The sequence below is a fragment of the Brevibacterium linens genome (assembly GCF_003999335.1).
Taxonomy (GTDB): domain Bacteria; phylum Actinomycetota; class Actinomycetes; order Actinomycetales; family Brevibacteriaceae; genus Brevibacterium; species Brevibacterium linens.
Genome location: NZ_CP026734.1, coordinates 2195333 through 2218103 on the forward strand (window position 1 = coordinate 2195333; position 22771 = coordinate 2218103).

Annotated in this window: 19 protein-coding genes; 9 read left to right on the plus strand and 10 right to left on the minus strand. The window is 65.8% G+C overall.

Annotated elements, in window-relative coordinates; genetic code table 11:
- Positions 1-72: 72 nt before the first annotated feature.
- On the minus strand, positions 73-1317 hold the full coding sequence (locus tag CXR29_RS10010; protein WP_127364446.1) for a DUF6636 domain-containing protein: 1245 nt from the start codon (positions 1315-1317) through the stop codon (positions 73-75).
- A gap of 60 nt (positions 1318-1377) precedes the next feature.
- Here CXR29_RS10010 and CXR29_RS10015 point away from each other — a divergent pair, with 60 nt between their 5' ends.
- Positions 1378-2220 carry a L,D-transpeptidase family protein gene (locus CXR29_RS10015; RefSeq protein WP_101593362.1) on the plus strand — a complete coding sequence of 281 codons (843 nt, stop codon included), beginning with the start codon at positions 1378-1380 and terminating at the stop codon, positions 2218-2220.
- 31 nt (positions 2221-2251) lie between these two features.
- Entirely contained in the window at positions 2252-2827 is a 576-nt protein-coding gene (locus CXR29_RS10020) for a hypothetical protein (RefSeq protein WP_127364447.1), read from the plus strand.
- 9 nt (positions 2828-2836) lie between these two features.
- Here CXR29_RS10020 and CXR29_RS10025 read toward each other — a convergent pair whose 3' ends face one another.
- A complete protein-coding gene (locus CXR29_RS10025; protein ID WP_127364448.1) occupies positions 2837-3511 on the minus strand; it encodes an NAD(P)-dependent oxidoreductase in 675 nt (224 codons plus the stop codon).
- 73 nt (positions 3512-3584) lie between these two features.
- Entirely contained in the window at positions 3585-5309 is a 1725-nt protein-coding gene (locus CXR29_RS10030) for an N-acetylmuramoyl-L-alanine amidase (protein ID WP_101553402.1), read from the minus strand.
- A 137-nt stretch (positions 5310-5446) separates the two neighbouring features.
- On the opposite strand from CXR29_RS10030, the gene CXR29_RS10035 reads away from it, so the two are divergent.
- Positions 5447-6325 (plus strand): DUF817 domain-containing protein, encoded by an 879-nt coding sequence (locus tag CXR29_RS10035; RefSeq protein WP_101593357.1) that lies wholly within the window; start codon positions 5447-5449, stop codon positions 6323-6325.
- A 34-nt stretch (positions 6326-6359) separates the two neighbouring features.
- A complete protein-coding gene (locus tag CXR29_RS10040) occupies positions 6360-9065 on the plus strand; it encodes a penicillin acylase family protein (RefSeq protein WP_127364449.1) in 2706 nt (901 codons plus the stop codon).
- A gap of 32 nt (positions 9066-9097) precedes the next feature.
- On the opposite strand, the gene CXR29_RS10045 is transcribed toward CXR29_RS10040, so the two are convergent.
- Positions 9098-10297 (minus strand): alpha/beta hydrolase family protein, encoded by a 1200-nt coding sequence (locus tag CXR29_RS10045; RefSeq protein ID WP_101553399.1) that lies wholly within the window; start codon positions 10295-10297, stop codon positions 9098-9100.
- Between the two features lie 156 nt (positions 10298-10453).
- Between CXR29_RS10045 and msrB the strand changes: the two genes are divergently transcribed.
- Entirely contained in the window at positions 10454-10903 is a 450-nt protein-coding gene (gene msrB, locus CXR29_RS10050) for a peptide-methionine (R)-S-oxide reductase MsrB (RefSeq protein ID WP_127364450.1), read from the plus strand.
- A 1-nt stretch (position 10904) separates the two neighbouring features.
- Entirely contained in the window at positions 10905-11447 is a 543-nt protein-coding gene (locus CXR29_RS10055) for a GNAT family N-acetyltransferase (RefSeq protein WP_241241402.1), read from the plus strand.
- 4 nt (positions 11448-11451) lie between these two features.
- Here the strand turns inward: CXR29_RS10055 and CXR29_RS10060 are convergent, their stop codons facing one another.
- On the minus strand, positions 11452-11928 hold the full coding sequence (locus tag CXR29_RS10060) for a MarR family winged helix-turn-helix transcriptional regulator (protein WP_101553396.1): 477 nt from the start codon (positions 11926-11928) through the stop codon (positions 11452-11454).
- Between the two features lie 142 nt (positions 11929-12070).
- On the opposite strand from CXR29_RS10060, the gene CXR29_RS10065 reads away from it, so the two are divergent.
- Positions 12071-12346, plus strand: a complete 276-nt coding sequence (locus tag CXR29_RS10065; RefSeq protein WP_240811947.1) for a hypothetical protein — start codon at positions 12071-12073, stop codon at positions 12344-12346.
- A 146-nt stretch (positions 12347-12492) separates the two neighbouring features.
- Here the strand turns inward: CXR29_RS10065 and hemQ are convergent, their stop codons facing one another.
- Genes hemQ through hemE form a run of 3 tightly spaced genes read right to left on the minus strand, consistent with a single transcriptional unit; the run spans position 12493 to position 15692 of the window.
- The gene (hemQ, locus tag CXR29_RS10070) at positions 12493-13203 is read right to left on the minus strand and encodes a hydrogen peroxide-dependent heme synthase (protein ID WP_101553395.1); all 711 of its coding nucleotides are present in this window, start codon (positions 13201-13203) and stop codon (positions 12493-12495) included.
- A 22-nt stretch (positions 13204-13225) separates the two neighbouring features.
- Positions 13226-14641 carry a protoporphyrinogen oxidase gene (gene hemG / locus CXR29_RS10075; RefSeq protein WP_127364452.1) on the minus strand — a complete coding sequence of 472 codons (1416 nt, stop codon included), beginning with the start codon at positions 14639-14641 and terminating at the stop codon, positions 13226-13228.
- Between the two features lie 4 nt (positions 14642-14645).
- A complete protein-coding gene (hemE, locus tag CXR29_RS10080; protein ID WP_127364453.1) occupies positions 14646-15692 on the minus strand; it encodes a uroporphyrinogen decarboxylase in 1047 nt (348 codons plus the stop codon).
- 168 nt (positions 15693-15860) lie between these two features.
- On the opposite strand from hemE, the gene CXR29_RS10085 reads away from it, so the two are divergent.
- Both CXR29_RS10085 and CXR29_RS10090 read left to right on the plus strand, forming a co-directional pair.
- On the plus strand, positions 15861-16475 hold the full coding sequence (locus tag CXR29_RS10085) for a DUF3000 domain-containing protein (RefSeq protein WP_025780724.1): 615 nt from the start codon (positions 15861-15863) through the stop codon (positions 16473-16475).
- Between the two features lie 17 nt (positions 16476-16492).
- Complete coding sequence (locus CXR29_RS10090) at positions 16493-17644, plus strand: HRDC domain-containing protein (protein ID WP_241241403.1); 1152 nt, start codon at positions 16493-16495, stop codon at positions 17642-17644.
- A gap of 60 nt (positions 17645-17704) precedes the next feature.
- Here the strand turns inward: CXR29_RS10090 and dxs are convergent, their stop codons facing one another.
- Entirely contained in the window at positions 17705-19645 is a 1941-nt protein-coding gene (dxs, locus tag CXR29_RS10095; protein ID WP_127364455.1) for a 1-deoxy-D-xylulose-5-phosphate synthase, read from the minus strand.
- 301 nt (positions 19646-19946) lie between these two features.
- Positions 19947-22631 (minus strand): aconitate hydratase AcnA, encoded by a 2685-nt coding sequence (acnA, locus tag CXR29_RS10100; RefSeq protein ID WP_127364456.1) that lies wholly within the window; start codon positions 22629-22631, stop codon positions 19947-19949.
- Positions 22632-22771 lie beyond the last annotated feature (140 nt).

Genomic DNA, 22771 nt, shown 5'->3' on the forward strand with positions numbered 1-22771 from the left:
ATCCGGTCCACATCCTGAGAACGCCGAGGCGGCACCGCCCGGTCCTCCGTCGCCCGGACCGTGGAGGCCGCCCTATTTGAGGAAGTCGGCCGAGGCGCGGCGGATGTTGAAGCCGATTCCGGTGTCGTCGGACTTGCAGGTCATGCCCTCCTTGCTGGAGGTGCAGGTCATGCCCTCAGCGGAGATCGAGTCCCCGTAGCCGAGGACACGTGCCGGGCCGTTGCTCTCGGGAGCGTCGACGCAGGAGAATCCCGCACCGTCCTTGTTCGCCACGACGATGGAGCCCCAGTTGTCGAGTCGGCAGTCGTCGGGCCTGTCCGGTGGTGAGTACTCGTAGTTGTTGATCACGCAGCGCGCCCGTGCGGAGTCGATGGTGCAGGCGATGTTGCCCGACGGAGACACGAAGCTCTCCTCGGCGACGGGAGCAGTCGAACTGCCCGAATCGGACGGCTCGGGCTCATCGGTCTGACCGATCGAGGGTTCGTCCGTGGGCCCGACCGTGATGGTGTCCTCCCCCTGAGTGGAGTCCCGGACGATATAGCCGACGATGCCGAGGGCGAGGATGAGCGCGATGGCCGCGAGCACCCACAGCCATACGGGAACTTTCCTCGTATCATTGCGCCGACCATAGGGGTCGTGCGGTCCGCCGGGATTCCCCGGGCCGCCCGGCCCACTCGGACCGCCGGGCCCACCCGGTCCCCCGGTGCCTCCGGGACCGGCAGGTCCGCCCGGCCCATATCCGGCGGCATAGCCGGCGGGTGCGGCGGCATAGCCGGCGGGTGCGGCGGCGTACGCGGGACCGCGGCCGGGCTGCCCGTAACCGGGTCCACCGGGGTGGCTGTTTCCGGACCGGGCGGAGTCGGACCCCGTCGGCGACTGCACCGGCCCGACGGCCTGCGGCTGCGACGCTGCGGCCTGCGCTGCGGCACCGAATTCGCCGCCCCACTGTCCCTGCTGGGGATGGGGTGCGGGCTGCGGGTTCCACTGCTTCGGAGCCGAGGGCGCCTCAGCCGCGGCGATGTCATCGGAATTCACTCTGCGCGGCGCGGCGGGCAGTCCGCCGGTCTCATACCCTTCGGCGGCGGCGAGTCCGCGCAGCTCTTCGAGGCTGAGAACCTCGGTGGCATCGGTGCCATCGGACTCGACCATCGACCGCAGCCTCTGAAGTTCTGCGGGCGTCAGCGCTTGGGTGGAGCCATCGGCCGCGGAATCATCCTTGCCGATGAACAACTGGGTTGTGATCGACTCGGGAGACTCCTCGGCCGGTTTCCGACGCCCGGGGCGCGGAGGATGGTTCGGCACAGGTGGAATGCTCATGAGGTCATTTTCGCATAGTCGCTGCCGGGGAGTTCGCATCCCTCATGAGATGATGGCCTTATGTCCGATGGAGCCTTACGACGCGCGGCGGTTCCCGCGCTTGTCGCCTGCGCTCTGCTCGTGACCGCCTGCGGCGCCGATGCCGACGGCGGCACGGACGATTCCGCAGCTGCCGAATCCGCCGGATTCGCCGCTCCCGCGCAGCAGACGAACGTCGGTGATTTCGCAGCCCCGGCCCAGGATTCGCCCAGCGGGACCGGGCCCACATCGCCCGCATCCGACAAGTCGGACGCCGAGGCGACCGGCCCGGTGAATCCCGTTCCAGTCCCGGGTCTGGCGCAGGAGTACACCGACCAGATCCCGGCAGAGACCTCGCAGGTCCTCGTCGCGACCTCGCCGACGGCCGATGCGGAGACGTCGAGCCTGAGCTTCTATGAGCTCACTGACACGACGTGGAAGAAGCTCAAGACCTTCGACACCCACAACGGTTCGAACGGGTGGCTGAAGGACCGCCATGAGGGCGATAAGACCACTCCGATCGGTGTGTTCACGCTCAGCGACGCGGGCGGGTTCAAGGCCGACCCGGGCACCGACCTTCCCTACACCCAGGACGATCGGCTGCCCTCCTCGGCGACGGTGGCCTATGGGGCCGACTACGCATCGGTCTTCGACTACATCATCGCCATCGACTACAACCGCACGCCCGGCACTCCGCCGACGGACAAGACGCGACCGATGGGCTGGGACAAGGGCGGCGGAATCTGGCTGCACCTCGACCACGATTCGGGCACGAACGGCTGTGTCACCCTCGATGAGGCGGACCTCAAGTGGATCATGCGCACCCTCGATCCCGAGGCCCATCCGCGCATCGCCATGGGGCCGGCACCCGAACTGAAGAACTAGCAGAGCCGAAGAAGCAGGAGAGCAGGATCCCGTGCGCCGTCTCATCATCTCTCTCGTCCAGTCGATCAACGGGTCGTTCGCCGAGGACGGCTGGTCGACCGGGGTGTCCACGGACGCTGACTTCCGACGTTTCCTCGCCCTGCGCCGCAGCGCGAACGCGATCATCATCGACCGGCGCACTGCGCTCAATCCGCAGCTGCCTGTCATCAACGCCGCCGGCAAAACCCTGGAGCACACGCCCGTGCATGTGCTCACCGAGTCCGATCCGATGTCCCTGCAGGCCGAGCTCGATGCCCGCGGTCTCGACTATCGTGCCCGGCATTTCAGTCCGGACACCATCACCGAGGTGGCTGCCTCGCTGCCGACGGCACCGTCGGCCGAATCGGCACCGACCGACGAGGCGGTGCTGCTGTGCGAGTCGGGCCCGAATCTCGCGTTCCGGCTGCTCGAGCACTATCCGGGCGCGGAACTGCATCTGAGCGTGAGTCCGCGCTATCTGCGCACTCCCGGCAGCCATTTCTCCGGGCTCGAGGCCGCGATCGACCTGCACCTCATCGATGTCCGCACGGAGGACGACCAGGTCTTCCTCCGCTACGAACGCGGCTGAGCCGGAGGCTCAGCCGGCCGAGGTTCCCTCGTTCGCGCGGATCTCCGTGCTCACGTCGAAGCGATCGGGTGAGTCGAGGATCGCGGTGATCCCCTCGGCCACCTCGGCGAGGGGGACGGTGTCGACTCCCCCGGACAGGTCATTGCGGTCATCACCGCCGATGGGGGCCATGATCCGCAGTTCGCGGAAGGCCACGCCCGTCGATTCCGCCGCAGCGACCTCGATGAGCATCTTCTGCGCGGCACCGAAGACGCTGATTGCCCCGGACCCGGCGAGCGCCTCGACGCTGGCGACGCCGTTGAGGGCCAGGTGGACGAAACCCTGGTCTCCGCTCCTCCGCGCCGACGCCAGGGACTGCGAGAGCGCACACGCGGTGAAGTGCCCGCGCAGATAGGAGTCGTAGTCCGCATCGAATTTCGCCAGACCTCGGTCGAGCACCGGTTCGTCGATGTACCACCCGCCGATGGCGGCGATGACGGCATCGACCGGAGGCAGGCCGGCGGAGGCGAGCGCCGAGGTGACCGCCTCCGGTTCGTCCACCCAGTCCGGCACGGTCACCGGAGTGTAGGCCGTCTTCGTATTCGGAGGGCGGCGGACGATCCCGGTGACCGTGTGGTGCGGACCGAGCAGCTGGGCGAGTCCGGTTCCGACGTGGCCGGAGGCGCCGAAGAGGAGGATGTGCATGAGGCGAGTCTATGTCCCTTGCTCTTCAGGTTCCTCCCTCTTCGGCCCCCGGCCGCCTCCACGGAGGACAGCGCTATCTGCGGGTATGGACCTTGATGCCGGTCTTCTTCGTATAGGTCATATAGCCGCGTTCGAAGTTCTGGCGTTTGACACCGTTCTTCACGGTCCGGTCAGCGGTGGGCAGACCGAGCTTGCTTCGTTCATAGCCCAGCTTCTTCCACTTCGTGAGGAAGCCTCCGTAGATGACATCGCTGCCTGTCTGCGGTGACCAGGTGATCATTCCGGAGTGGAATCTCTGGTATCGAGCGCTCTTCCGATATTTGAAGGTCTGCTTATCGCTGCTGGGGAACCCGAGGACGCCTTTCTCATACTTCACTCGCTTGTAGGCGACACGGATCTGGCCCTTGGTGAGGAAGTGCGCACCGGTCGATTTCGACCAATACACGGTGCCCTTGGCGAACGACTGGTAGGCACCGTTCGGATTCTTCAGCTTCTTCTCCGAGCCGACCGGTTTGCCGGTCTTTCCCGCGTTCTTCTGATAGTACGAACCGATTGCGCCCTTCGTCGGGTACGTCTTCGGCTTCGGTGCCGGACTCTTGGTGGGCGCCTTCGTCGGTGGCGGGGTCAGCTCAGGCACCAGTGCTTTGGCTCCCGTGCGGATGCTGCCGAGCTTGTTGTAGAACGCGAGTCCCGGGCATTCGGTGTAGCTCGTGTCCCGGTGTCCGGCGACGACGTTGAGGCTGACCTTCTTGCCGAGGGCGTACTTGCTCGTGCCGCCCCCACCGGAGGTCAAGGTCATCTTCCCGGTGGGGTTGAAGCCGTACTGCCCTGCTTTCCACGCGACGAGGCGCTTGACCGAGGTCTGTGCTGCCGAACTCGGAGCCGCCGACGAATAGGTGCCGAGCACGCTGATGCCGATGGTCCATGAATTGAACCCGGAGGCGTGTGCTCCGGTCACTGCCTTGTCCAGGCTGCCGGCACGGCCCTCGTACATGGTGCCGTATTTGTCGACGAGGAAGTTGTACCCGAGGTCGCACCACCCGCGGTTCTGCGTGTGGAAGGCGAGGTAACCGCGGATGATCGCCGGTGCCTGTGCTTTCGAGTACGAGTTCGAACCCGCTGTGTGGTGGATGAACACGCCTTTGGCCGACGACGTCTTGTCCGTGGCGCAGCGGACGAGCTTCTCATCGGCACCCCACTGTTTGCGGGTGACGATCTTGGCCCGCAGATCCTTGGCCGAGATCTGCGCGTCGACTGCCGGTCCGGTGGCCGAATGCGTGCTCACTCCCCCAGCGGACTTCGCGACCTGTGCGTCAGCCTTGGTGACTGCAGTGGACACCTGGGTGATCTGCAGATCATCGGTATCAGCCTGCTTGTCTGCGGCGCGCACCTCGACAGTGTCCGAATCGAGCACCGGAAGGGCAACGGATTGCGACTGGTGTGAGGCAGCGGGAAGCTGAGCGGCCTCTGCGGAAACGGCGTCGGGGCCTCCCTCGTCATCGGTCGGCAGGCTCTCCCACGCCGACCAGCTGTTGCCGTCACGAGTGCGGATTTCGAGTTCGGGATCTTCCCCTTCCCACGTGGCACCGATGATCGTGACGTCGGAGGAATCGACCGGCAGAGTCGTGACCTCATCAGTCTGGGCATCGACGGTCCTCTCGGAGGGAGTGCCGTCGGCGGCAGAAGCGCCGGGCGTGTTCGTGTGTGTTTCCGGTGTGGCGGCGAGCGCCGGTCCCGATAGGGTCGCAGTGAGGAGAATTCCGGTGAGTGCCGAGGCGAGGAATGGCAACGGTTTCATCAGTTATGGTCCTTGAGGTCGTCCATGACCAAGTGAGCGTTCTTCTCACTGGATGGGGCCGAATTACGGGCACCCAGTGTGACCGCAGGATTATCTTAAGGTTATTCTCAGATTTTCGGAAGTGGGTACTTCAGCAGATGACTGATCGCCGCGAACTCACTCGACTCGAGGCAGTCCTCGACGCCTTCGCCGACCGCGTTCTCCCCCGCGTCCCCGCCGGAATACGGGAGTTCCTCGCCTTCGGAATCAAACAGGCGTGGGCGTGTCTCTTCGGTGCTCTCATGCTGGCCGCGATCATCCTCACCGCGTGGCTCTACCCCGATGACGCGGCCATCGCCCGCAACGACTTCCTCGTCGTCCTCGCCGTGCTCATCCAGATCGGCATGCTCGTCGCTCGACTCGAGACCGGTCGCGAGCTCATCGTCATCATCGTCTTCCACATCGTCGGCACCGGCATGGAGATCTTCAAGACCGCAGTGGGTTCATGGAACTACGCCCCCGGCGGGGTCCTCCACATCGGCGCAGTACCGCTGTTCACCGGGTTCATGTACGCCGCCGTCGGCTCCTATATCGTCCGCGTGTACCGTCTCTTCGACTTGCGGTTCAGCCATTACCCGCCGAGGTGGCTGACCGTGATCATCGCCGCCGCCGTCTACGTCAACTTCTTCACCCACCACTTCATCGTCGACCTCCGACTGCTCCTCGTCTTGGCCACCGTCATCGTCTTCTTCCGCTGCCGCATGTACTTCCATATCCATCGCAGGACACTGACGATGCCCGTGCTGCTGGCCTTCCTCCTCGTCGCCTTCTTCATCTGGGTCGCTGAGAACATCGGGACCGCGGCCGGGGCCTGGCTGTACCCGAGTCAGGACGACGGCTGGCATCTGGTGCCGCTGACGAAGCTGGTGGCGTGGTTCCTGCTCATGATGATCTCCGTCGTTCTCGTGACCTTCGTCCACAGACCCGGGCCGCCTGAGGTCCACAGCCCCGAGCCTCCTGACACCTATACTTGCTGAGAACCGAAACTTCCAGGACGGCCGAAGGAGACTCATGGCGGCACCCGATGCGCAGGATGAGAAGGAATCGAGCGCATTGCTCAAGGTGCTCCGCCCAACCAGTGGATCCATCCTGTCGGTCAGCGCTCGTGTGCTGCTGCGCATCATCGCCGGAGTCCTGATCCTCGCTGTCATCCTCGCCCTCGTCGGGCTGTTCCTCGTCCGCCGCTCCTTCCCGACCACCGACGGCGAGATCTCGCTGCCTGGGCTCGACGCGCCGGTCACCGTCCACCGTGACGAATCGGGTGTGCCGACCATCGAGGCCGAAACCGCCCATGACCTGTTCCTGGCTCAGGGGTTCGTCCACGCTCAGGACCGGTTCTGGGAGATGGACTTCCGCCGACACGTCACCTCGGGACGACTCTCCGAACTCTTCGGCGAATCCCAGCTGGGCACCGACACCTTCATCCGCACACTCGGCTGGCGGAAGGTCGCCGAGCAGGAGGTGAAGAAGCTCGACAAGACGAGTCTGGGCTACTACGAGGCCTACGCGGACGGGGTCAACGCCTACCTCAAGGACAAATCCCCCACCGAGCTGTCCCTCGAATACGCCGTCCTCGGCCTCGAGACCGGCAGCACCGAGGTCGAGAAGTGGACCCCGGTCGACAGCGTCGCCTGGCTCAAGGCCATGGCCTGGGATCTGCGATCGAACCTCGAAGACGAGATCGACCGGTCGATCCTCATCTCGGAGCTCACCGACGAGCAGATGAGCGACCTCTATCCGGACTACCCATATGCCACGCGTCCGACGATCCTCGGCGGCAGAGCCGGCGACAAGGCACCGAAAGACCGCAGCGGCGACGACGTCGAACAGAAGCCGCGAGTCGGCGACCGTGCACGGGGGGACGATGAGACACGGGCCGGAGGCACCGTCACCGAGGCACCCCGAACGGGGAACACCGCCACCGAGGCGGCCGTCCCGACCGCTGCTCTCCTCGAACTGCGGAATACGCTCATATCGCTGCCGCCGATGCTGGGACAGAACAGCGACGATATCGGGTCGAACTCGTGGGTGATCTCCGGGGAGCACACGAACACCGGTCGACCGCTGCTGTCCAATGACCCGCACCTCGCCCCGGCGATGCCCTCGGTGTGGTACCAGGTGGGACTGCGATGCAAGAAGGTCACCGACGAATGCCCCTTCGACGTCACCGGTTTCTCCTTCTCCGGACTGCCGGGAGTCGTCATCGGCCACAACCAGTCGATCGCCTGGGGACTGACGAACCTCGGCGCAGATGTCACCGACCTCGTGGTGGAGAAGATCCGCGACGGTAAGGTCATCCACGACGACGGTGACGAACCGCTGCAGGTGCGCAAGGAGACGATCGAGGTCGCGGGCGAGGAGCCGCGCGAGATCACCATCCGCTCCACCCGCAACGGCCCACTCGTGTCGAAGCTCGACGGCACGTATCGCAAAGCACTCGATGCGACGACCGGGGTGGATTCGCAGGACCCGAAGTCGGGACCGGCCGAGGAGCACTATGGTCTCGCCCTCGATTGGACGGCTCTGCGTCCGGGCACGACCGCCTCGGCGGTGTTCGCCATCAACAAGGCCACGAACTGGCAGGAATTCCGGCACGCGGCGTCCCTGTTCGACGTGCCCTCCCAGAACCTCGTCTACGCCGATGTCGCCGGGAACATCGGCTATCAGGCCCCCGGGATGATCCCACGCCGAGGCAAGGCCGACGGCACCGTGCCCCGCCGCGGGTGGAAATCCGACGAGGATTGGCAGGGCTGGGTCGACTTCGAGGACCTCCCACACCTGTACAACCCCGATCGCGGATGGATCGTCACCGCGAACAACCCGGTCGCCGCCCCCGGCGAGACCGTGCAGCTGGGCGGGGACTTCGACTACGGAGATCGTGCCCGACGCATCACAAAACGCATCAAGGACGCGGTCGACGAGGGCCGGAAGCTGCGGCCGATGGACATGGCGGAGATCCAGGACGACGACCAGAATCCGTTCGCCGCGAAACTCGTCCCCGAAGCGGTGAAGATCCACTCCCATGGTGACGAGGACATCCTCGAGGCGAAGAAGCTGCTGAAGAGCTGGAACGGCTTCGACTCCGCGAACAGCGCGGGCGCCGCCTACTTCAATGTGCTCACGAAGACGCTGCTCGAGCAGACGATCAGCTCGAAGCTGCCCGACGGGGTGTCCCCCTCGGGCGGTTCACGGTGGCACCTCGTGCTCGCGGAGCTGCTCGAAGATCCGGATTCGACGTGGTGGACGAGCAAGGGCGTCGAAGGTCGGGACGAGGCTCTGCGCAAGGCCATGAAGACGGCGTGGGCGGAGACGGAGGACCTGCTGGGACCGGAGCCCGTGACGTGGCGGTGGGGAATCCTGCACCGGCTGACGATCCGCAACGCCAGCCTCGGCGAATCCGGGATCACACCGGTGGAGAAGCTGTTCAACCGCGGCCCCTATGAGGTCTCGGGCGGCTCGGGAGTCGTCCATGCCACCGGCTGGGACGCCTCGGTCGGCTATGAGACGAACTGGGTGCCGTCGATGCGTCAGACGGTCGATCTGTCGAACTTCGACGCGTCGAACTGGATCAACCTCACGGGAGCATCCGGGCATGCCTTCCACCGCCATTACGACGATCAGACGAATGATTGGGCCGCCAATGTCAATCGCCCTTGGCCGTATTCGAAGCAGGCGGTGGCCGCGGCGGCTGAGGACACGATCACGCTCGAACCGTGAGGGCACCGTGAGGGCACCGTGAGGGCAGAGCCTCAGTCCTTGGGCAGGATCTTCGCCTCGAGGAAGTTCGCGACATCGTCTTCCCAGCGCACCGGGTCGATGTTCCATTCCTTCGTGTGATGAGCCTTGCTGTATGCGGGCATCGTCACCAGGTCCCGCCTGACCCCGGCCAGAGCGTGAGACGGTCCGGAGGGGACGAATTCGTCGTCATCGGAGTGGATGAGCAGCACGGGCACATCGAGTTCGGCGGCGCGGGTCACCCAGTCCATGCGATCGAGGTCGAGCGGGGTCTCCAGCCCGGTGATCGGACGGGCCCACGGCTGGGTGATCATCTCGAGTGTGAGTTTGGCGATCGGCGTCGGCAGCAGGTTCTTCTTCGCCTGCCCGTCGAGCACATTCACCCAGTCGACGACGGGCCCGTCGAGGACCAGTGAGGTCACGAATCTGCGGTTGCGTCCGCGGGAGGCCGCCTGCAGGGCGATGGCACCGCCCATCGACCAGCCGAATAGCACGATGTTCTTCGCCCCGTGTGAGACGGCGAAGTCGATGGCCGCGTCGACGTCGATCCATTCGGTGTCGCCGAGTCCGTAGCGTGATGTGGTCTCCACTCGCACCTCGGCGTCGTTTCGGTAGGACATGGCGATCGCCGGCACTCCGAGGGTGTTGAGCACGGGGGCGGCACGCAGGCCTTCGGCGCGGGTGCTCCCACGACCGTGGATGAGGATCGCCCAGGTGTCCTGCGGCTCCGGGTGATCGGTCGGCAGCAGCCATGCGGGCAGGCTCCCGGCATCGGAGCGGATCTCGATGTCCTCGAAGTTCACGCCGGCCGCGATCGGATCGGGATAGACGATGCCGGTCCAGCGTCCCCGCCAGGCCCGGCGGATATCACCGCGGGTGACGGACAGGATCTCCCGGGAGACGGTGCGCGAGCGCGGATCGTATTCGACGATGTCGCCGATCACCGCGTGTCCCGAGCCCTGATTGAAGTAGAGCCCATAGGTGCCGGGCACCGTGGTCTCCTCATCGGCGGGCAGGTGGATGCGCATATTCGGCGGGAAACCGTCGATGTGCAGGATGTCGAGTTCTTCGGGCGCATTCTCCGGAACGATGATCTTCCGGGCGAAGTAGGCAGCCAAGCCCGACGACGCCACAGAGATCAGGGCACCGAGTCCTGCGCCGACGCCGATACCGGCGGCAAGCAGGCGGGCGGGGAACTTCGTGTCGCGGACCATGAAAACCTCCTGTGTTCATTGTTGCCTACGGAATGATCAGGCACCAAACGCTGTTGTGCGGAATGGGCGAGTGCTGCTCGCGGTTGCACTCACCAGGGGCGGAGACCATCTCCCCCGCACCGCAATCACCGTCACTGACAGAGACCGGAGGTCACGATGACTCAGTCATCAGATATCAACGCTGGAACGTCGACGAACGAGGAGGCCGCTGCCGAGGAGATCCGCTGGCAGGACGTGCTCACGCCCGAGGAGTTCGCAGTGCTGCGCCAGGGCGGAACCGAACGCCCCTTCACCGGTGAGTACAACGATGAGACGGCAGCGGGGATGTACCAATGTCGGGCCTGCGGAGCCGACCTGTTCCCGTCGGAGAAGAAGTTCGCCTCACACTGCGGCTGGCCGTCGTTCTACGCGCCTCTGGCCGAAGACCGGGTCCGCTACATCCGCGACACCTCAATGGGTATGGAACGCGTCGAGGTCCGCTGCGCGAACTGCGATTCGCACATGGGCCATGTCTTCTCCGGCGAGGGCTACGGCACTCCCACCGACCAGCGCTACTGCATCAACTCGATCTCCCTCAAGCTCAACACCGACGCTGCGGACAGCTGAGGTGACAGCTGCTCCTCGCATCACCGAGGCGACCGAGGCGACCGAACCGGTCGTGAAGACCTTCGACCAGCTCCTGCCCGCAGAGCTCTACGGAATCCTGCATCTGCGCTCCCTCGCCTTCGTCGTCGAACAGGAATGCGTCTTCCTCGACGCCGATGGAGTCGACACCCTGCCGGAGACGCTGCACTTCTTCTACCCGCGACCGGCCACAGCGATGTCGGACACTCACGGTGCCGAGCACGGACGCGATCTCTCGCCATGGGCCTACGCCCGGCTGCTTCCGGCAGACGTTCCCGACGGACCGGCCGCCCGGCCCGGGGCGCGCAGCATCAGTCGCGTTGCCACCCACCCCGACGCCCGCGGTCAGGGCTGGGGCCGGCGACTGCTCGGCGACATCGTCGACGCCTGGTCGGCCACACCGCTGACGCTCAATGCGCAGTCGCACCTCGGCCGGCTGTACTCGTCCTTCGGCTTCGTCCCGAATGGTTCCCGCTTCGACGAGGACGGGATCGAACACACCCCGATGGAGCGCCCGGCGGGCTGATCGTTCAGTCGTCGGCCTCGGCCGCAGCGTCGACGGAGGCGATGATCTTCTGCATCACCGCGTGCAGTTCGCGCACTCCGTCGACGTCCATGCCGAGCTTGGCCATCATCGTCCCGGGAATCGCCTCGGCGGTCCTGCGCAGCTCACGGCCGGTGGCGGTGAGCGTGACCTCGACGATCCGCTCGTCGCTGCCACTGCGCGTCTTCGTCACATAGTCCAGCGCTTCGAGGCGTTTGACCAGCGGAGACACAGTGGCAGGTTCGAGGCGCAGCAGCCGGGCGATCTCACGCACCGGCAGCCTCTCGCGCTGCCACAGCGCGAGCATGACCAGATACTGCGGATGGGTCAGGCCCAGCGGTTCGAGCACGGACCGATAGGCACCGATCACCCCGCGAGAGGCCACCGCCAGTGCGAAGCAGATCTGGGCCTCGAGCGCGAGCGGATTGTCCAGCTGCTCTGTCGAACGTTGAGATTCCAGCATCGTGCGTCGTCGATCCTCCGCCTCGGCAAACAGGGCGTGCACCCTCTTCAGGAATTACTTAGTGCACTAATGATTAGTGTACACTGTTGATGAAGTATGACCGTCCGAGCCCATGCGGCACCACGTCGATAGGATCCCCTCTATGTCGTCCTCCTCGCAGCCTTCCGCCGATGGTTCCGAACGCAGGCAGGACCGTTCGGCGCGGAAGGGCGGTCAGTATCCGGGGTCTCAGCGTGGGGTGGGCTGGCTCAACAACTTCTTCCGCAAGATCGTCGGCCCGGCCCAGGTCGACAACACGCGTCCGGGCGGATACTTCGAGGACGAGACTCTGCGGCATCAGCAGCTCGATGCCATGGGGCTTCAGATGCGCACCGACGCCAACGGTCACTCCTATGTGGTCAAGAAGGGCAGCAAGTAGCCGACGAAGGGCAGCAGATAGCCGCCGGTCACTCCCCGACCACGCGAAGGGCCGCCGCACCGGATCGGTGCGGCGGCCCTCTCGCTGCCACAGATTCTGCCGGCCTCAGGCCCGCTCTCGGACCCGGCGGGGCGAACGACGGTCGGTCAGCGCCAGTCGGAGATGATGTCGACGAGTTCGCGACGCGGTCCGGTGTAGAACGGAACCTCTTCACGCACGTGCAGACGCGCCTCGGTGTTGCGCAGGTCGCGCATGAGGTCGACGATGCGGTGGAGCTCGGCGGCTTCGAAGGCCAGCAGCCATTCGTAGTCGCCGAGAGCGAAGGACGCGATCGTGTTCGCCTTGATGTCCTTGTAGCCGGCGGCGGCCATACCGTGGTCGCGCAGCATCGTCGCCCGTTCGGCGGGGTCGAGGAGGTACCAGTCGTATGACCGCACGAACGGGTACACGCAGATGTAGTCGCCGGGTTCCGGATCGGTCAGCAGAGCCGGCAAGTGTGCCTTGTTGAACTCCGCAGGACGGTGGATTCCGACGACGGACCAGACGGGTTCGAGCACTCCGCCGATGAGGCTGCGACGGATCGCCGAGTACGCGGCCTGGACGACCTCGATCTCGGGGGCGTGGTACCAGAACATGACGTCGGCATCGGCGCGCAGAGCCGAGACGTCGTAGATTCCGCGCACGACGAGGCCGCGTTCGGCCAGGGGCGCCAGAGCCGCATGCAGCTCATCGGCGAGTTCCCTGCGATCGGCATCGCCGAGCTCTGCCGCTGAGGCGAAGACGGAGTAGGCGATATACCGTGTCTGCTCGTTCGCTTCGTCGATCTGGCCGTCGGTGGGCTGAGTGTATTCGCTCATATCTGCTCCTTCTGTCTTATCTTCATTCTGAAGTGTCACGGTCGTCATCGGCGGGTCGGTTCAGTCTCTGGGCAGCTGCGTCCGCGCGGGCAGTGCAGGCGGGAATGCCGACTCCGCCGAAGGCGGATCCGGCGAGTTCGAGGCCGGGCAGGCCCGCGATCTCCGCGTCGACGGCGGCGATGCGTCCGGCATGGCCGGGCAGGTACTGCGGCAGTGCGGAGTCCCAGCGCTGAACTTCCGAACCGAGCAGCTGCGACTCCGGGCGGGAGGTGATCGTCTGCCAGTCGGCGAAGGCTCGTTGGATGATCTCCTCATCGGACAGACTGCTCCACACCTCGGGCCCGTCGCCGAAGCGTCCGATGCTCATCCGCACCAGGGCCGTCCCCGCGGGGATGTGGTCAGCCGTCCACGGCCACTTGTTCGACACGAATGTCGAAGCCTTGATGAATGTGCCCTCGGTCGCGGGCACGAGGAACCCCGACCCCTCCAGCTCGATTCCCCCGAGGTCGACGAGAGCGGCAACCAGCGCAGTGGAGGCAGAGGGAATCTCGCCGAGGCGACCCGCCGATTCCGGGGCCACCGGCCTCAGCAGCCCGGCGGTCACATGCGCGGGCGTGGCGAGGACGAGCCCATCGGATTCGATGTCGCCCCCCTCACCGCGGACGATCCACTTCTCACCGTCGCGGTCGATCCCGGTGACACCGGCACCGAGGCGGACCGTCCCGCCGCCCAGCACGATCGCCTGATGCAGGGCCGGGATGAGGCTGTTGATTCCGCCTTCGAAGCTCATGAACACCGGTTCCGGGCTCCCGGCCGACGCGGTCTTGGCGCCGCGGGCGTTCAGGAGCTGCGCGACGAGATCGAGCACCGAGGTGCCCTCGACCGCGGCGGGCAGCAGTGCGGGCACCGTTTCGGCCAAGGACAGGTCCCGGCAGCGGCCTGCGTACACCCCACCGAGCAGAGGATCGACGAGTGCGTCGACGATGGCGCCGCCGAGGCGCGCGGACAGGAAGTCCCCGAGTGAGACGTCATCACCCTCGATCGGCGGGGTGATCCGTTCGGCCGCCAAGCGAGCGGCCGCCTCGGCGCCGATGAGGGCTTCGACCTCGGACGCCTCGGCGGGCACTCCCATGATCGTGCGTTTGGGAATCGCGTGCAGGTCTCCCCTGCTGAGCACCTGCGAACTGTGCTGAGTCGAGGGGAACACGGAGTGGAGGCCGAGTTCGGCGGCCAGCCCCTTGGTCTCCGGACGACGGTTGAGACTCGCTTCGGCTCCGGTGTCGATGCCCACCGGCACGGCACCATCGAGCGTGGTTGCTTTCAGACAGCCGCCGAGGCGGTCGCCGGCTTCCAGCACGGTGACTCGGTGGTCGCCGGAGAGCCGGTAGGCGGCGACGAGGCCGGAGATCCCTCCTCCGACGACGGTGATCTCACTCATCGGATCAGACGCGGCCGCCGAGGATCTCTGCCGAGATGCGGTGGACGAGGTCGACGACGCGACCGGGCACCTCGGGGTCGGTGTCGGGCAGGACCCCGTGGCCGAGGTTGAAGACGAATCCGCGATCGAGTTCGAGTCCCGTGCGCACGATCGCCTCGACGCGGGCGGCCAGCGCCTCCCACGGGGCGAAGAGCAGGGCCGGGTCGAGGTTGCCCTGGAGCGCCTGACCGGGGTTGACCCGCGTCGCGGCATCGGCGAGGTCGACGCGGAAGTCGACGCCGACGGCGGTGGACCCGGCACGAGCCATGGAGCCGAGCAGCTCACCGGTCTGCACGCCGAAATGGATGCTGGGCACATCGTGTCCGGACAGTGCGTCGAAGACCTCGGTCGAGTGTTCGAGGACCTGGTTCTCGTAGTCCTCCCGAGCGAGGTAGCCGGCCCAGGAGTCGAAGAGCTGGAAAGCCTTGGCACCGGCGTTCAGCTGCACGTCGATGAAGGTCGCCGACATCTGCGCAAGCTTGTTCAGCAGCGTCGAGAACGCCTCGGGGTCGGAGACCATGAGTGATTTCGTCTTCTCGTGGTTCTTGCTCGGCCCGCCTTCGATGAGGTAGCTGGCCAGCGTGAACGGAGCGCCGGCGAATCCGATGAGCGGGGTGGCCTCGCCGAGTTCGGCGGTCACCCGCTGGACCGATTCGGCGATATCGGGGATATCGGCGGCGTCGAGTTCGGGCAGGGCGTCGATATCGGCGCGGGAGCGCACCGGGGAGGCGATGACCGGCCCGACGCCGGGAACGATCTCCACATCGACACCGGCGGCCTGGAGCGGGACGACGATATCGGAGAAGAAGATGGCCGCGTCGACGCCGTGGCGGCGGACCGGCTGGAGAGTGATCTCGGAGACCATCTCGGGGTCGCGGCAGGCGTCGAGCATCTGTGTGCCTTCGCGCAGCTTACGGTACTCGGGCAGGGAGCGGCCGGCCTGCCGCATGAACCAGACGGGAGTGTGTGAAACCGGCTCCGAACGCAGGGCGGCCAACAGGGGTGATGTCATGGGGTCATCTTCCCATTCTTCGATCGCTCATGCCCACTCGGCTGCGGTTTCAAGACGGCTCGTCTTGCCGTCTCAGCATGCGGCCGAGGACACGGGCCGACGGATTGTCCCCGGCCGCCTCGGCGTGGATGATTCCCCTGCCCGCATGGCTGATCTATCGTGGCGACTGTGGTCAATACCTCACCTCTCAATCGCATTCCGGCGGAGTTCTCCGCCGTGACGTCGGTGCTGCGTCAGGCGCGCAGCACGAACAACGTGTCGATCTCCGAGATTCCCGCTCCGGCCAGACTGGCCCCCTACTCCTATGCTCTCGGGGCCGAGGTCAGCGCCGATGAGACGTTCCTGCGGGCCAGCGGCGAGACCATCGACGAACTCGCGACCGGCCGCATCGTCGTCCTCTTCGATCCCGCCGCCCCGGAGGAATGGGAAGGGTCGTTCAGGGTGGTCTCCTATATCCGCGCCGAGCTCGAACACGAACTCGGCAATGAGACGATGCTCGGGCACGTCGCGTGGAGCTGGCTCGAAGATGCCCTCGACGCCAACGACTGCCAGGTGCTCGCCGCCGGTGGGACGACCACTCGGGTGCTGTCCGAGAGCTTCGGCACCTTGGCCGATCGCCCGGCCACGATAGACTTGGAGCTGCGCGCCTCATGGACACCCGTGATTGACGAGCCGGATCTGATCGGCAATCACTTCGAGGCCTGGATCGATCTGCTCAGCACAGTCGCCGGACTGCCACCACTTCCTGAAGGAGTCACAGCCCTGCCCGGGCGCCGTCGATGACAACTGAACTACCGCTTTTGGAAACACCCGCGAACGGCATTCCCGACGTCGTCGACACCCCAGAGGACCTCTCCTCCTCGATCGCCGGTCTGGCCGCCGGTCAGGGTCCCGTCGCCATCGATGCCGAACGCGCGTCCGGGATCAGATACGGTCAGCGCGCGTTCCTCGTTCAGCTGCGCCGTGAGGGTGCGGGCACCTTCCTCCTCGATTCCGAGACGCTCGGGGATCTCAGCGGCCTCAACCCGGCCCTCGGAACCGATGAGTGGGTCATCCATTCGGTGACGCAGGACCTGCCGTGCCTGCAGGAGCGCGGGATGCGCCCGGCCGCTCTGTTCGACACCGAACTGGCCGCGAGGCTGCTCGGGTGGGAGAAGTTCGGTCTGGCCGCGGTCGCCGAACGCACCCTGGGTGTGCGACTGGCGAAGGAGCATTCGGCCGCCGATTGGTCGACACGTCCGCTGCCGAAGGAGTGGCTGAACTATGCCGCCCTCGACGTCGAAGTGCTCCTGCCGATCCGCGATATCCTCCACCAGCAGCTTCTCGACTCCGACCGGTGGGAGTTTGCGCAGCAGGAGTTCACCCACCTGCTCGATTTCACGCCGAAGCATTTCGATGAGCCGTGGCGACGCACGCACGGACTGTCGAAGATCAGGTCACGCCGCGACATCGCCCGGGTCCGTGAGCTCTGGCAGGCCCGGGATTCCATGGCGCGTGAGGCCGATCTGGCTCCCACGAAGATCCTGCGCGACCGTGAGCTCGTCGCCCTCGCTCAGTCAGGGGTGAAGTCCAGCGATGACATCCTGGCTCAGCGGCGCAGGCTCTCCCGCGCCGAGGCGGCCCGACTCTTCCGTGCCTACCGCAAGGCATCCCGGTTGGGCGCCGACGAGCTGCCGGGACGGTCAGAGCGCGGACGGTCGAAGCGCAGCGAGTTCAATCCGGCGGAACTCAAGGAGCGGGTGGCCGCTCTCAAGTCCGAGATGTCACAGCTCTCCGAGGAGCTGACCATCCCCCACGATATTCTCCTCCAGCCGGCAATCGTGAAATCGCTGGCTGCGGAGTCGAACGTCGATGTCGAGGATTACCTCGCCGAGGCGGGGGCACGGCCCTGGCAGGTCGAGCTCAGTGCTCCCGTGCTGCAGAAGGCCTTGGCCGGACTCCCCCAGTCCTGAACTCACGCTCAAGTTCCGCGGGTCGAGCGTCGGGCCTCCGTCGCCCCTGAGGGCATGGACTCACACCGCGCGGCGGGAACTCTGGTCGGCTCGATCGGCCACCTCGGCGGGCAGGGCCCTGAGAATATCGGCCACGATCGTGTCGACGTCGAGGCCCACCTCGGTGAGGATCTCGTCGCGTGTTCCCTGCGGCAGGAACTCATCGGGCACGCCGAGCTCGAGCACCCCGATCCGCGAATCGGCGTCGCGCAGGTCGTGCCGGATCTGCGAACCCACACCGCCGATCTTCACCCCGTCTTCGATGACCGCCACGAGGCTGTGGTCGGCGGTGAGGTCGACGACGGATCCGGGCACGGGCAGCACCCATCTGGGATCGATGATCGTCGCGCTCAGTCCCTGCTCGCCCAGACGGTCGGCGACGTCCCCGGCCAACGTGGCGAAGGGTCCGACGGAGACGATGAGCACATGGGGCCTCGACCCGGCCGGCTCTTCACGGAGGATGTCGACGCCGTCGTCGAGCCGCCTCAGCGCGGGGATGTCGGCCCCGACGCTGCCGCGGGGAAATCTCACTACGGTCGGGGCATCCGAGACGGTGACGGCTTCGCGCAGCTCTTCGGTCAGCCGGGCGGCGTCGCGGGGTGCGGCCAGGCGCAGTCCGGGGACGACGCGCAGCATCGCGATGTCCCAGATTCCGTGGTGGCTGGCTCCGTCGGGGCCGGTGATTCCGGCGCGGTCGAGGACGAAGGTCACGCCCTGGCGGTGGAGGGCGACGTCCATGAGCACCTGGTCGAAGGCGCGGGAGAGGAACGTGGAGTAGATGCACACGACGGGGTGGAGTCCGCCGTGGGACAGGCCTGCGGCGGAGGCGACCGCATGCTGTTCGGCGATGCCGACGTCGAAGACGCGGTCGGGAAACTCTTCGGCGAATTTCGCCAGTCCCACGGGCAGGAGCATGGCCGCGGTGATGGCGACGATGTCCTCGCGCTCTTCGGCGAGTTCGCAGATCTCGGTGCCGAACACGGAGGTCCATGATGTCGATTTCGACGGTGTCGATCTCCCGGTGACGGGGTCGATGACGCCGACGGAGTGGAATTGGTCGGCGTCATCGTTGACGGCCGGGTCGAATCCGTGGCCCTTCTGCGTGATCATGTGGACGATGATGGGACCGCCGTCGAACTGCTTGGCCAGCTGGAGGGCCTTGTCGACCGAGGACTGATCGTGTCCGTCGACGGGGCCCAGGTATTTGATGCCGAGTTCGTCGAACATGCCGGTCTCGGGTGGGCTGACCATGTCCTTGAGCCCACGTTTGACGCCGTGGATGGCACTGTAGGCGGCGCGGCCGGGTCGACCGGATTGGCGCAGTGTCTCCTTGCCCCAGGTCAGGAGCCTCTCGTAGCTCGAGGTGGTGCGCAGTTCGTCGAGGTGGGCGGCGAATCCACCGACGGTCGGGGCATAGGAGCGGCCGTTGTCGTTGACGATGATGACCAGCCGCCTCGGCGGGGTGGAGGTGTCGGCGGCGATGGTGTTGAGCGCTTCCCAAGCCATCCCCCCGGTCAGGGCTCCGTCGCCGATGACGGCAACGACGTGGCGGTCGTCCTCACCCTTCAGCTGACGGGCCTTGGCGATGCCGTCGGCCCAGGACAGCGAGGCCGAGGCGTGGGAGTTCTCGACGACGTCATGATCGCTCTCGGACCGGCTCGGATAGCCGGAGAGTCCGTCACGCTGCCGCAGGGTGGCGAATTCCTCCCGGCGGCCGGTGAGCAGCTTGTGCACATATGTCTGGTGGCCGACGTCGAAGATGATGGTGTCGCGCGGCGAGTCGAAGGTGCGGTGGATGCCCATGGTCAGTTCGACGACGCCGAGGTTGGGGCCCAGATGCCCGCCCGTGCCGGACACGGTCGTGATGAGGTAGTCGCGGATCTCTTTGGCCAGCACGTCGCATTCCGACGCGTCGAGTCGACGCAGATCGGCCGGCGAGCCGAGGGATTCGAGAAAGGTCATGCGGCCTCAGTTCTGACGTCATCGTCGGCGGACAGATTCCATTCGCCCCATCCTATCGCTCACAGGCGCGTCGCTCACCCCATTGGGCGCGTGCCGACCCTCGCCGAGGCGACCGACCACCAGCGCACGGATTCCCGCGGACGGTGCCGGGTGTCGAGCGAACGGCAGGCTCGATGCATCCGGGGACGACGAAGGCCGGTGGGACGTATCCCACCGGCCTTCGAAGTGTTCCGGTTCAGCGCCTCAGCGCGGACCGACTGCCGCGAGTCGGGGACTCACAGCGCCTCGGCGTCTCCTGTGATCAGGCTTCTGCGAGCTGACGCAGAACGTACTGCAGGATGCCGCCGTTGCGGTAGTAGTCGGCTTCGCCCGGGGTGTCGATGCGGACGACGGCGTCGAATTCGACCTTGGTGCCGTCTTCCTTCTCGGCGGTGACCTTGACGGTCGCCGGGGTCGTGCCCTCGTTGAGCTCCGTGACGCCTTCGATGCAGAAGGTCTCGGTGCCGTCGAGTCCGAGCGAATCAGCGGATTCGCCGGCGGGGAACTGCAGCGGCAGAACACCCATGCCGATGAGGTTCGAGCGGTGGATGCGCTCGAAGCTCTCGGTGATGACGGCCTCGACGCCGAGCAGCTTCGTGCCCTTGGCGGCCCAGTCACGTGAGGATCCCGAGCCGTACTCCTTGCCACCGAGGACGACCAGCGGGGTGCCGGCGGCCTGGTAGTTCACGGAGGCGTCGTAGATCGTCGTCTGCGGTCCGCCCTCCTGGGAGAAGTCGCGGGTGAAACCACCCTGGACTCCGTCGAGGAGCTGGTTCTGCAGACGGATGTTCGCGAACGTTCCGCGGATCATCACTTCGTGGTTGCCGCGACGCGAGCCGTAGGAGTTGAAGTCCTTGCGCTCGACGCCGTGCTCGACGAGGTACTTGCCGGCCGGGGTGTCGGCCTTGAAGGAACCTGCGGGCGAGATGTGGTCGGTGGTCACCGAGTCGCCGAGCTTCGCGAGCACGCGGGCGCCCTTGATGTCCTTGACGGCTTCGGGCTTGAGACCCATGCCGTCGAAGAAGGTGGGCTTGCGCACGTAGGTCGACTCGTCGTCCCACTCGAAGACCTTGCCTTCGGGGGTGTCGAGCTGCTGCCAGCGCTCGTCACCGTCGAAGATGCGACCGTATTCGTTGTCGAACATGTCCGTCGAGATCGAATCGGCGATGACGGACTCGACCTCGTCGGGCGTGGGCCACAGGTCGGCCAGGTAGACGTCGACGCCTTGCGCGTCCTTGCCCAGCGGCTGGTTCTCGAAGTCGAAGTCCATGGTTCCGGCCAGGGCGTAGGCGATGACCAGCGGAGGCGAAGCGAGGTAGTTCATCTTCACGTCCGGGCTGATGCGGCCCTCGAAGTTGCGGTTGCCCGACAGGACTGCGGTGACCGAGAGGTCGTTGTCCTGGATGCTGTCGGAGATCTCCGCGTCCAGCGGACCGGAGTTGCCGATGCAGGTGGTGCAGCCGTAGCCGACGATGTAGAAGTTCAGCGCTTCGAGGTCCTCGATGAGGCCGGCCTTGTTGTAGTACTCGGTGACGACCTTCGAGCCCGGTGCGATCGATGTCTTGACCCACGGCTTCGAGTTGAGTCCGCGCTTGCGGGCGTTGCGTGCCAGCAGGCCGGCGGCCATCATCACCGAGGGGTTCGAGGTGTTGGTGCAGGAGGTGATCGAGGCGATCGCCACAGCACCGTTGGCCAGCTCGAAGTTGCGTCCGTCGGCGGTGCTGACGTCCACGGACTTCGACTCCTCGCCGGGAGCGGCGTAGTTGTGGATGTCCTTGGCGAACTGGTTCTTGGCGTCGGAGAGCTCGATGCGGTCCTGCGGGCGCTTCGGTCCGGAGATCGAGGGCACCACGGTGGACAGGTCGAGTTCGAGGTACTCGGAGTACTCGACTTCGTTGTCCGGATCGTGCCAGAGTCCCTGCGTCTTGGCGTAGTCCTCGACGAGCTGGATCTGCTCGTCCGAGCGGCCGGTGAGCTTGAGGTAGTCGATGGTGACTTCGTCGATCGGGAAGATCGCGGCGGTCGAACCGAACTCGGGGCTCATGTTGCCGATGGTCGCACGGTTGGCCAGCGGCACCTCGGCGACGCCCTTGCCGTAGAACTCGACGAACTTGCCGACGGCGCCGTGCTGACGGAGCATATCGGTGATCGTGAGCACAACATCCGTGGCCGTGACACCGGAGGGGATCTCACCGGTGAGCTTGAAGCCGACGACGCGCGGGATGAGCATCGACACGGGCTGGCCGAGCATGGCGGCCTCTGCCTCGATGCCGCCGACGCCCCAACCGAGCACACCGAGGCCGTTGACCATCGTGGTGTGCGAGTCGGTGCCGACAAGGGTGTCCGGGTAGGCCCGGAGGACTCCGTCGACCTCGCGCGGCATGACCACGCGAGCCAGGTGCTCGATGTTGACCTGGTGGACGATGCCCATGCCCGGAGGCACGACCTTGAAGTCTTCGAATGCGGTCTGGCCCCAGCGCAGGAACTGGTAGCGCTCACCGTTGCGCTGGTATTCGATGTCCATGTTGAGTTCGACGGCGTCGGCGGTGCCGAAGCGGTCGATCTGCACCGAGTGGTCGATGACCAGCTCGGCCGGAGCCAGCGGGTTGACCTGGTCCGGGCTGCCGCCGAGCTCGACGACCTTCTCACGCATGGTGGCGAGGTCGACGATGCAGGGCACGCCGGTGAAGTCCTGCATCACCACGCGGGCCGGAGTGAACTGGATCTCCGTATCCGGTTCGGCATTGGGGTCCCAGCTGCCGAGGGCTTCAATATGTTCCGAAGTGATGTTGGCGCCGTCTTCCGTGCGCAGCAGGTTCTCCAACAGCACCTTGAGGCTGAAGGGAAGCTTCTCCGACCCTTTGACCTGATCCAGGCGATAGATCTCATAATCCTTATCGCCGACGGTCAGGGTGCTCTTCGATTTGAACGTATCGACGTTGCTCATCGTGATTCTCCTGTTTCATCCGATACTCATCCACGAAACCGGGCCCGTCCGACTCGACGGTCGCACCCTTGCATCGCGCACCGATTTACGCGACACATATGTTTCCAAAAGTATCTTGACGTCAAGATAAATTCTATCGT

What these genes read in the sequence shown, in the direction of transcription:
- CXR29_RS10065 (WP_240811947.1), top strand. Translation starts at nt 12,071, where the DNA reads ATGTCGTCCTCCTCGCAGCCTTCCGCCGATGGTTCCGAACGCAGGCAG.
- hemQ (WP_101553395.1), bottom strand. Translation starts at nt 13,203, where the DNA reads ATGAGCGAATACACTCAGCCCACCGACGGCCAGATCGACGAAGCGAAC.
- CXR29_RS10060 (WP_101553396.1), bottom strand. Translation starts at nt 11,928, where the DNA reads ATGCTGGAATCTCAACGTTCGACAGAGCAGCTGGACAATCCGCTCGCG.
- hemG (WP_127364452.1), bottom strand. Translation starts at nt 14,641, where the DNA reads ATGAGTGAGATCACCGTCGTCGGAGGAGGGATCTCCGGCCTCGTCGCC.
- CXR29_RS10045 (WP_101553399.1), bottom strand. Translation starts at nt 10,297, where the DNA reads ATGGTCCGCGACACGAAGTTCCCCGCCCGCCTGCTTGCCGCCGGTATC.
- hemE (WP_127364453.1), bottom strand. Translation starts at nt 15,692, where the DNA reads ATGACATCACCCCTGTTGGCCGCCCTGCGTTCGGAGCCGGTTTCACAC.
- CXR29_RS10030 (WP_101553402.1), bottom strand. Translation starts at nt 5,309, where the DNA reads ATGAAACCGTTGCCATTCCTCGCCTCGGCACTCACCGGAATTCTCCTC.
- CXR29_RS10040 (WP_127364449.1), top strand. Translation starts at nt 6,360, where the DNA reads ATGGCGGCACCCGATGCGCAGGATGAGAAGGAATCGAGCGCATTGCTC.
- CXR29_RS10015 (WP_101593362.1), top strand. Translation starts at nt 1,378, where the DNA reads ATGTCCGATGGAGCCTTACGACGCGCGGCGGTTCCCGCGCTTGTCGCC.
- CXR29_RS10010 (WP_127364446.1), bottom strand. Translation starts at nt 1,317, where the DNA reads ATGAGCATTCCACCTGTGCCGAACCATCCTCCGCGCCCCGGGCGTCGG.
- acnA (WP_127364456.1), bottom strand. Translation starts at nt 22,631, where the DNA reads ATGAGCAACGTCGATACGTTCAAATCGAAGAGCACCCTGACCGTCGGC.
- CXR29_RS10025 (WP_127364448.1), bottom strand. Translation starts at nt 3,511, where the DNA reads ATGCACATCCTCCTCTTCGGCGCCTCCGGCCACGTCGGAACCGGACTC.
- CXR29_RS10035 (WP_101593357.1), top strand. Translation starts at nt 5,447, where the DNA reads ATGACTGATCGCCGCGAACTCACTCGACTCGAGGCAGTCCTCGACGCC.
- msrB (WP_127364450.1), top strand. Translation starts at nt 10,454, where the DNA reads ATGACTCAGTCATCAGATATCAACGCTGGAACGTCGACGAACGAGGAG.
- dxs (WP_127364455.1), bottom strand. Translation starts at nt 19,645, where the DNA reads ATGACCTTTCTCGAATCCCTCGGCTCGCCGGCCGATCTGCGTCGACTC.